This window comes from Neisseria sp. 74A18 (assembly GCF_001308005.1).
GTDB classification, from domain to species: Bacteria; Pseudomonadota; Gammaproteobacteria; order Burkholderiales; family Neisseriaceae; genus Neisseria; species Neisseria dumasiana.
The window spans coordinates 1-9,843 of the sequence record NZ_LGZA01000049.1 but is presented as its reverse complement, the minus strand read 5'-3'; the positions used below and the strand labels follow the sequence as shown (position 1 = coordinate 9,843).

The window sequence follows — 9,843 nt, the reverse complement described above, 5'->3', positions numbered from 1 at the left end:
ATAAAAAATAAATAATAACTTAACAATAATTACTTTATGTCATTCAAAACGGAATATCGTCATCAATATCATCAACAGGTGCCGCAGGGGCGGCGGGAGTTTGACGGCGCGGCACTGCTGGCGGTGCGCTTGAGGCTTCTTGTTGGTAAGCCGGGGGAGCACTTTGATAATGCTGTTGCTGCGGTGCTGATTGTTGATAGCCTCCTTGGCTGTTGTCGTATTCTGCCGAGCCGCTGCTACGCGAACCTAGCATTTTCATCTCGTTGCCGATGATATCGTAAGCGGTACGTTCGATTCCGTCTTTGCCTATATATTTGCGGCTTTGGATGCGGCCTTCTATATATACCGAGCTGCCTTTGCGCAGATACTGGCCGGCCACTTCTGCCAGACGGCGGTAAAGTGTAATGTTGTGCCATTCTGTGCGTTCTTGGCGTTGGCCGCTGTTGCGGTCGTTCCATGTTTCGCTGGTGGCTATGCTGAAATTGCACACGGCTTCACCGTTGGGCATGTAGCGTACTTCGGGATCCCGCCCTAAGTTGCCGATTAAAATCACTTTATTCAATGATGACATTTTTTACTCCTGAAATGATTGCTTCAGCGGCTTTGGGGTCGAAACCTTTTTGCAACGCCTTGATATAAACGGTTTTGTGATCCTGACTGAACTGTATTTCTTCTACTGCCGGCAAGTTTTTCAATGCCGAATAGAGCTCTGTTTCCCTACCTTGCCATGTTTCCCCCACTGTAAAGCCCATGTTTTTTACCGGACGCGGTGCTGGGGCGGTAGCGGCAATCAGCAGCCATACTAAAGTTAGGAGGCTACAAAATATAAAGACACCGGAAAAGCCGTAGTGTTTCAATAAATAACCGCCGCAAGCACTGCCGACCACCAAGCCTACGGATTGCAAGGTATTATAAACACCCATCGCCGTGCCTTTAAGGTCTGAAGGTGCGATTTTGGATACCATTGAAGGCAGGCTGGCTTCCAATATATTGAAGCCGATGAAATAAATGATCATGCAAACGGTAATCACGGCAATCGAATGCAAACTGAACACTAAAGCTGTTTGAGCGGCTATCACGCATACAATCCCGCCGATAAATACCTGCTTCAATTTGTTGCGTGTTTCACCGATGATAATCAGCGGCACCATTGCAATCAAGCCGATAACCGTAGCCGGAAGATAGACTTTCCAATGGCGGTTATCAGTCAAACCCAAATCAACCAAAGCGAACGGCAGCGCGGTAAACAGTGCCATTAAAGCGGCATGTAATGCGAAGATGCCGAAATTCAAACGCAACAATTGCGTGTCTTTTAACACTTCGCCCAAGCGCGACGGCAAAGCTTGTGTATCTTCATGCAGGCGTGATTCTTTCGGATTGGGTGTAATCCACGCTACTACGCCGATGCTGATTAAGGTCAATATACCCATCATGGCAAACAAACCCGGCACGTCCAGCCAGCCCGTTAAGATGGGAGACAACACCAAGCTTACCGAAAATGTGAGGCCGATGGTCAAACCAATCATCGACATGGCGCGCGTACGCACTTCATCACGGGTCAAATCGGCTACCAACGCGGTAACGGCAGCACTTACCGCTCCTGCACCCTGCACTATCCTCGCGGCCACCAACATTTCCCAGCTTTCGGCAAACGCCGCCATAAAACAACCTGCGGCAAATACGAGCAAACCGAAATAAATCACTTTTTTACGGCCGAACTTATCTGAAGCCAAACCCAAAGGAATCTGCAACAGCGCTTGAGTCAAACCGTATGCACCGATTGCGAGGCCGACCATTTGTTTGTCGCCGTTTACGCCTTCCAATGAAGCGGTATATAAAGCCAACACAGGCAAAACTAAAAACATGCCGAGCATGCGCAGCGCGTAAACACCGGCCAGCGATGTACTGGCGCGCCATTCTTCGGGGAACATTTGTGTGCGGTTGCTTCTTGCCATAATAATTTTTGCCTAGCCGTGAAAGGTTTACGGTGGTGTAAAGTGATAAATGCCGCTGATTATACACGTTAAGCGTGGTTTGCCTTAGCGGGACCTTTGCTGCCATCTGCGGCACATTTCTGCGTTATGTGCCCGCTTTGCTTGCCCGGCGTGTGATATATCTGCACCCGCTGTGCTGCTACGCTTTAAGCGGCAGTTACATCCGCGGAGGTTTTACAAAGCTCTCTTGGCGTTCAGACGGCCTCTGCATGGCGATGCCGCACCGGCCGTCTGAAAAGCGTTATCAACCGTGCCATTGCCAACGGTTACGCCATGCACCAAGCACGGCATTGGGATATTTGTTACTGCCCAAGCTGCCGTTAAAACGTGCCAGTGCGCGGACAAAATTGCCGCGTTCTACGTTATTGTAATGCCGCAATATGGTGCAGCCGTAACGCAAATTGGTACGGATATCGAATAAATTGTGGGAAGGTTGGCCGATATAGTTTTTCCAAAACGGCATTACCTGCATCAGGCCGCGCGCGCCTACGCTGCTGATCGCGTACTGCCTGAATGCGCTTTCAACTTCAATCAATCCCAAAATAACCTGCGTATCCAATCCTGCGCGGCTGGATTCGTATTGTATGTTGACCAGCAAACGCTTACGCTCTGCTTCATCCGGAACATAACGTGCCAAACGCTGCGACATTTCGCGCAACCAACGCTCACCGTCGGCAGGACGGTCAAATACCAAACGCGCCGGATTGACATGGTTAACCGAACTGCGCATAACCGAAGCCACATCATCCGAAAGGGTTTCTTCGCGCTGTGCGCCGGCAAACAGCAACTTAGGGCAACATAACAATACGCCTCCGGCAAGCAAAAGCCGCCTTTTTTCGGGCGACTCGGGCAAATGAGTCAGGTTATTGCGTTTCATAAAATGTGCGGATATGGTTTTTGTTTTTCTACGTTAGTGGAATATATAAGTGGAATATAGATACACGTTATGTTTTCAGACGGCCCGTATCGTTTCAGGCCGTCTGAAAACATAGTGAATCCGTTAATCCAAATGTTCGCTGCTTTGCGCCAAAACCGTTCGGTTGCCGTTGGTTTCCGGCGCCGAAACGATACCGTCCGCTTCCATTTGGTCGATTAAGCGTGCGGCACGGTTATAGCCGATACGCAGGTGGCGCTGTACCGATGATATGGTGGCCTTGCGGGTTTTGAGTACGCATGCCACGGCATCGTCATACATTGGATCCAGCTCTTCATCGCCGTTGCGTTGGCCGTTGGCATTGCTGAACATATCATCGCTGCCGACTCCGGAAGTCAGAATATCGTCTATATAATCCGGCGCGCCGAACTGCTTGAGATATTCCACAACACGATGCACTTCATCATCGGCCACAAACGCCCCGTGAACACGTTTGGGATAGCCCGTGCCCGGCGGCAGGAACAACATATCGCCCTGACCTAACAGGTTTTCGGCACCCATTTGGTCGAGAATGGTGCGGCTGTCTACTTTGCTCGATACCTGAAAAGCAATCCGGGTTGGAATATTGGCTTTAATCAAGCCGGTAATCACGTCTACACTGGGGCGTTGCGTTGCCAAAATCAAATGGATGCCCGCCGCACGCGCTTTTTGCGCCAAACGTGCAATCAACTCTTCGATTTTCTTGCCCGCCGTCATCATCAGGTCGGCAAATTCGTCCACCACCACCACAATAAACGGCAGTTTAGATAATGGTTCCGGCTCTTCGGGCGTGAGGCTGAAGGGGTTGGCCAGCATTTCGCCGCGTGCCGCCGCTTCGGCGATTTTTTGGTTGAAACCCGCTACGTTGCGAACACCCATATGGCTCATCAGACGGTAGCGTTTTTCCATTTCGTTCACACACCAAGTCAAGGCATTGGCCGCCAACTTCATATCTGTTACCACCGGCGCTAACAAGTGCGGAATGCCTTCGTAAATCGACAACTCCAGCATTTTCGGGTCGATCATGATCATGCGGACTTCATCCGGCGATGCTTTAAACAGCATGGACAAAATCATCGAGTTCACGCCCACCGATTTGCCGGAACCTGTTGTGCCCGCCACCAAAAGATGCGGTGCTTTTCCTAAATCGGTTACCACGGGCGCACCGGTAATGTCTTGACCCAACGCCAAAGTCAGTTTGGATTTGGATTCTTGAAACGCGGTTGAATTGAAAATCTCACTCAACCGTATCATCTGCCGTTTGGGATTGGGAAGCTCCAAGCCCATGCAGGTTTTGCCGGGAATGGTTTCAACCACCCTGATAGACGAAACACCGAGCGAACGGGCCAAATCTTTTTCGAGATTCATCACCGCATTGCCGCGCACGCCTACGTCGGGTTCGATTTCATAGCGGGTAATCACCGGGCCGGCATAAGCATCCATCACTTTTACCTTCACTTTGAATTCGGCCAGCTTTTCCTCTATGGTAATGCTGTTTTCGAGCAAAGCTTCTTCGGTTTGGGTTGCGCTTAAATCGAATTGCGGCGGCTGCAGCAAGGCTATTGTCGGCAATGGAATTTCCGGAGCATCCGTATCAGCAGAAACCAAATGTTGCGGAGAATGATGATTTTCAGACGGCCTGATGCCTGTTTGTTCTGCCGAAAGGTGTTCGGCGGTTTGCTCGAAAGCGGCAACGGCACTATCGGGCATGCCCGCTGTTTCGCTGTTTAAAGCGGCCGTCTGAAACCCGTTTTGCTCATATTCGGGAGCGGATTCATGTAGCAGACGGTCGTGGATACTCCAAGCCGGACGGGTGCTGATGTGTGCATTGGCTGTTTCGGTATATTCGGGCACGGAGCGGTTTGCGGTTGCGGTTAGGGTGTTGACCGGTGCCGGCGGCTGCACATTATGAAAAACAGGCGGTTCAGGAATATCGATTACCTGCCGCTCCACTTCCGGTACGAGCGGAGGTTCTACCACTGTGGCACCGGCATCCGGCATGGCCGAATACGGCGTAAAACGAGTTGAAATCGGTTGGATAACCGATGCAGGCTTTACCGGCGGCTGAAGCTGGACTGAATGGCTCTGCTCCACACGCGCGGCATCGGGAATCACGCTTTCGCGCATGGCCGTGTTAACTCGGCGTATCCGTTGGCGGTTGACCGGAGAATCGGTACGCGCCAAATTGGCAAACACTTCTCCCTCCGGAATGATTTGCGGCTGTGCAACCTGAACGGGAGCCTGTGCGGATATTTGACGGCGGCGGGCCATCCGCTGCCGCAGCAGATTGGAACGGATGTCTTCTTCGCCGATTGTTTCGGGGCGGCCTTCCGCATTCAACACGGATTGTGCTATCTCGGTTCGGGGCACGGAATGGGACAGTTGCCGCACTTCCGACAACACGCGTTCACGGGTGCGGATGACCGCAGGATCGTCCAAATCAATGGTTTTCAGCTCCACCACAGGAGCCGGTGGCGCAGCTTCTTCCAATGCCGGTTTGAATGTCCAATTGATTTCCACCACTTCCATATCGGGAGAAGGATTGGAAAAAGGTTTGGCCGTCTGAATATCGGTTTCTTTTTCCTGCCACTCCGCCAAATGCGTTTCCTGCAAAGCTCTCGTGGCCTCTTCCAGCGTAATCACAGGTAAAGAAGCATCGGGCTTGTGTGTACGGTATTCTTCTTCTCCGAAAGCCACATAAGGAGCAGGAGCAATGGCTTTGCCCGTTACAGAAGTACGTTTGCGTTCGGCTTTGGATTCCGGCTGCGGCAATACCGCACCGAACATCGGAATATCGGCCGGTTCTTCTGAGGCAGGTTCGACCGCACCGTCTGCACCCGTAACCTGACCGTCAGATTTTTGCGTTTCGATATTTGCTTGGTTTGAAACCGGCTCGGCTTTTAAAGCACGAATGGGCGCTTCATCTTGTTCAGACGGTTCTGCCTGCTCTAAATCGCCGCCTACCTCTTGAAATTCTTCTTCATGCACATCTGCAGATTGCAGCGCCGCTTTGGGGGCAGATGCAAAAATGGGCAGTTCGTTTATCGATTCGTCGTCTTCGGGCTGATCTTTTCTCTTGCCTGAGGTGGCGTCCAATTTACGACTGTGCTTGGGCGACAAGGCGCGGAATTTTTCTACGGTTTTATCGTAAACGGCCTTAGCCTCTTCTGCCGCACGGTGGCTTTGACGGGTGTTTTTCAGATTAGGATCAACGCCCCGCAACACTTTGGCCGGCTTAACATGCCCGTCGACAGACGGCGAAGGCACATCACCTGCTTCATGACGGCTCAGATAAGTCAGCTCGCGCAGCCATTCCTGCTCCTGACGATGGCGCACCCATAACACACCTGCAATCGCACACAGTAAAACAATCAGTAAAAATGTCCACAACATGAAAAAAACAGCCCGGATTTGATTTTGGCAAAGTGCCTATTCTAGCCTGTTTCGCAGCTGAAAAGAACCATTTTCATATTTGCTGGCAGGTTTTTTCGACAAAGGGTCATACCGTTTTGAAAAACCGCCCTGCATCCCGCATGGCTCAGCGCCAGGTTAAAATACCCATCCCTATCGAACAAACGGTTATCCATGATTATCAAAGCGGTTTAATCTCTATCAAAGCCGTCTGAAAAGCATTCAGACGGCTTTGATAGGCTATGCTACAATTTGAACCGATTTTCATTGCATTACATAATTATTTTAACAATTCACGCATCTCACAAACGCCGATACCGCTTAAACAGCCCAAAACCGAAAGCTGATACCCAAACCGAACATCTCAACCCTTAGCCGACCTCGGTTATTTTGTCATTGCCATCAATCAATTCAGTTAACGAGGAATGTTACTATGCCTGCCATCGCCCATGATATTTTCAAAGCCTACGACATCCGCGGCATCGTCGGCAAAACCCTAACCAATGAAGCAGCCTACTTAATCGGCAAAGCCATTGCCGCCAAAGCCGCCGAGAAAGGCATCAAAAAAATCGCATTGGGGCGCGACGGCCGTTTGAGCGGCCCCGAGCTGATGGAAAATATTTCAAAAGGCTTAACCGAAAGCGGCATAGACGTACTGAACGTCGGCATGGTAGCCACGCCTATGCTCTATTTTGCCGCCATCCGCGAATGCGAAGGCAGCGGTGTGATGATTACCGGCAGCCACAACCCGCCCGACTACAACGGCTTCAAAATGATGCTCGGCGGCGATACGCTGGCAGGCGAAGCCATTCAAGAGCTGCTGGCCATCATTGAAAACAAGCGTTTTGTTTCAGACGGCCTCACAGGAAACGTTACCGAAAAAGACATCTCTGCCGAATATCAAAACCACATCGTCGGCCACATCAAACTCAAACGCCCGATGAAAATCGTCGCCGACGCCGGCAACGGTGTAGCCGGTGCGTTTGCAGGCAACTTGTACCGTGCGCTCGGCTGCGAAGTAACCGAACTCTTCTGCGATGTAGACGGCAACTTCCCCAACCACCACCCCGACCCTGCCAAGCCGAAAAACCTGCAAGACGTGATTAACGAACTGAAAACCGGCGACGCAGAAATCGGCATTGCCTTCGACGGCGACGGCGACCGTTTGGGCGTAGTTACTAAAGAAGGCAACATCATTTATCCCGACCGCCAACTGATGCTGTTTGCCCAAGACGTATTAAGCCGCAACCCCGGTGCCAAAGTGATTTTCGACGTAAAATCCACCCGCCTGCTCACCCCGTGGGTGAAAGAACACGGCGGCGAACCGATTATGGAAAAAACCGGCCACAGTTTCATCAAATCTTCGATGAAGAAAAACGGCGCACTCTTGGCCGGAGAAATGAGCGGACACACTTTCTTTAAAGAGCATTGGTTCGGCTTTGACGACGGCCTCTACGCCGGCTGCCGCCTGCTGGAAATCCTTTCTGCAAGCGACAATCCTTCCGCCGTACTGAACGCTTTGCCGCAAAGCATTTCCACACCCGAGCTGAATATCGATTTGCCCGAAGGCAGCAACGGCCATAAGGTCATTGAAGAATTGGCACAAACCGCCGAATTCGACGGCGCAGCCGAAATCATCACCATAGACGGCCTGCGCGTAGAGTTCGCCGACGGCTTCGGCCTGATGCGCGCCTCCAATACCACGCCGGTGCTGGTGTTGAGATTTGAAGCCGACAGCGAAGAAGCCATCGCACGGATTCAAAACCAGTTCAAAAAAGTGATCGAAAGCAACCCTGCATTGCATTGGCCTTTGTAACAGATAAACATTTTTCTACCGATAACAGCTGTGATGCCTGCTGCACAACCTTGTATGCAGTATCGCAGCTGATGATTATTTGGCCTGAAAACTATCTTTTTTCAGTAAAATCAAAACGTAAAAAAATAATTCATATTCAAACAAATATTTTTCACTTCCCTTGATCGGCACTTGGTTTTAATTTCGATTTGTTTAAGTGCATAATCCGATCAAACAACTTCAAACTTTGTTCATAGCCAATAACCTATTTTTACTACGGCGTTGCTGCGCCTTAGCTCGAAGAGAACGATGGTGCAAACTGCTGAAGCGGCAACAGAATCGGTTTCGTACTCTGCTGCTTGCGGCCTTGTATTAAAAATAGCTTGATTGACTATATCTCCATTGCCGCGGCAATCAGTTGATTGGCTGCAAACAAATAACAAACAGATAAACCGAAGGCAACCGCCATGAGCTTACACAGCAAACCAAGAAAGAAACTCAGCTTCGAATTTTTCCCTACCCGCACGCCCGAAGGCCGTGCAAAACAAGTGATCACACGCAAACAATTGAGCCAGTTCGACCCCGAATTTTTCTCCTGCACATCCGGTGCGGGCGGCTCGACCAAAGAAGGCACGATGCAGGCCATCCAGGATATTTTGAGCGAAGGCATCGCCGCTGCCCCCCATCTGCCCTGCGTCGGCATACAGCCGCAAGAAATCATTGATTTGCTTAACGAATACAAAGCACTCGGTGTGCGCCATATTGTTGCACTCAGGGGCGACATTCCTTCCGGCATGGGAGCGGGTTCAGACGGACTGCGTTATGCCAATGAATTGGTTTCATTAATTAAAACCGAATTCAACAATGATTTTCATATCGAAGTTGCAGCCTACCCCGAATACCATCCGCAATCGCGCAGCGCAGAAGACGACATCAACAACTTCGTGCGTAAAGTAAAGGCAGGTGCCGATTCGGCCATCACCCAATATTTTTACAATGCAGACGCCTACTTCCGTTTTGTTGACGACGTGCGGGGGCGTGGCGTTGACATCCCGATCATTCCCGGCATCATGCCGATTGCCAGCTTTTCGAAACTCTCGCGCTTCTCCGATACTTGCGGAGCAGAAATCCCGCGTTGGCTGCGCCTGAAGCTTCAATCTTATGCCGATGATACGGCTTCCATCAAAGCGTTGGCTTTGGATGTGGTTACCGAAATGTGCGAACGCCTGCTGCGCGAAGGTGCGCCCAGCCTTCACTTCTACACTTTGAACCAAGCAGGTTTGGTTTCGACCATCTGCCAGCGTTTGGGTTATTGATACAGCAAAACAAATCAAACGTTAAAGCTTCGAATCCATATTAAAAGGCCAGCGGATTCAAATTTGAAGTGCAACTTTCCACAACAGAAAAAGGCCGGTATGCGGTAGCATACGGCCTTTCCTGCAAGAAAGATTGCATATGAGCTACACACAACTGACCCAAGACGAACGATACCACATCCAATACCTGTCCCGCCGCCACAGCATCAGCGAAATCGCCAAACGGCTTAACCGCCATAAAAGCACCATCAGCCGCGAAATCAAACGGCACTGCCCGCAAGGGCAGCCAATACAGTGCCGAAAAAGCCCGACAGCAAAGCCGGCTTACCAAGCAGCGCAAAAGAAAGCCCTATAAGCTCCATTCGCAGCTGATCCAACACATCGCTACCCTCATCCGCCGCAAACTCAGCCCCG

At 50.8% G+C, this 9,843-nt stretch carries 6 protein-coding genes and 1 pseudogene; 3 read left to right on the top strand and 4 right to left on the bottom strand.

Going from position 1 to position 9,843, the window contains the following annotated elements; all coding sequences use genetic code 11:
* Positions 1-43 precede the first annotated feature (43 nt).
* From AKG43_RS11280 to AKG43_RS11265, 4 genes are all read right to left on the bottom strand, one after another.
* Complete coding sequence (locus AKG43_RS11280) at positions 44-571, bottom strand: single-stranded DNA-binding protein (RefSeq protein ID WP_054600644.1); 528 nt, start codon at positions 569-571, stop codon at positions 44-46.
* Positions 555-1,955 carry an MFS transporter gene (locus AKG43_RS11275; protein WP_054600643.1) on the bottom strand — a complete coding sequence of 467 codons (1,401 nt, stop codon included), beginning with the start codon at positions 1,953-1,955 and terminating at the stop codon, positions 555-557. The genes AKG43_RS11280 and AKG43_RS11275 overlap by 17 nt, the downstream gene beginning before the upstream one ends.
* Positions 1,956-2,238: 283 nt before the next feature.
* Positions 2,239-2,871, bottom strand: coding sequence for a lytic transglycosylase domain-containing protein (locus AKG43_RS11270; protein ID WP_054600642.1), 633 nt, complete (start codon positions 2,869-2,871; stop codon positions 2,239-2,241).
* Between the two features lie 123 nt (positions 2,872-2,994).
* Entirely contained in the window at positions 2,995-6,300 is a 3,306-nt protein-coding gene (locus AKG43_RS11265; RefSeq protein WP_054600641.1) for a DNA translocase FtsK, read from the bottom strand.
* A 451-nt stretch (positions 6,301-6,751) separates the two neighbouring features.
* Between AKG43_RS11265 and AKG43_RS11260 the strand changes: the two genes are divergently transcribed.
* The 3 genes and pseudogenes from AKG43_RS11260 to AKG43_RS12590 form a co-directional block, all read left to right on the top strand.
* Positions 6,752-8,134 (top strand): phosphomannomutase/phosphoglucomutase, encoded by a 1,383-nt coding sequence (locus tag AKG43_RS11260; protein ID WP_054600640.1) that lies wholly within the window; start codon positions 6,752-6,754, stop codon positions 8,132-8,134.
* 446 nt (positions 8,135-8,580) lie between these two features.
* Entirely contained in the window at positions 8,581-9,429 is an 849-nt protein-coding gene (metF, locus tag AKG43_RS11255; protein ID WP_054600639.1) for a methylenetetrahydrofolate reductase [NAD(P)H], read from the top strand.
* Between the two features lie 139 nt (positions 9,430-9,568).
* A pseudogene (locus AKG43_RS12590) lies at positions 9,569-9,843 on the top strand (helix-turn-helix domain-containing protein); the annotation flags it as partial.

Bases quoted from the DNA above. Each gene is read 5' to 3' on its own strand.
- AKG43_RS11275 (WP_054600643.1), bottom strand. From the start codon at position 1,955: ATGGCAAGAAGCAACCGCACACAAATGTTCCCCGAAGAATGGCGCGCC.
- AKG43_RS11270 (WP_054600642.1), bottom strand. From the start codon at position 2,871: ATGAAACGCAATAACCTGACTCATTTGCCCGAGTCGCCCGAAAAAAGG.
- metF (WP_054600639.1), top strand. From the start codon at position 8,581: ATGAGCTTACACAGCAAACCAAGAAAGAAACTCAGCTTCGAATTTTTC.
- AKG43_RS11280 (WP_054600644.1), bottom strand. From the start codon at position 571: ATGTCATCATTGAATAAAGTGATTTTAATCGGCAACTTAGGGCGGGAT.
- AKG43_RS11260 (WP_054600640.1), top strand. From the start codon at position 6,752: ATGCCTGCCATCGCCCATGATATTTTCAAAGCCTACGACATCCGCGGC.
- AKG43_RS11265 (WP_054600641.1), bottom strand. From the start codon at position 6,300: ATGTTGTGGACATTTTTACTGATTGTTTTACTGTGTGCGATTGCAGGT.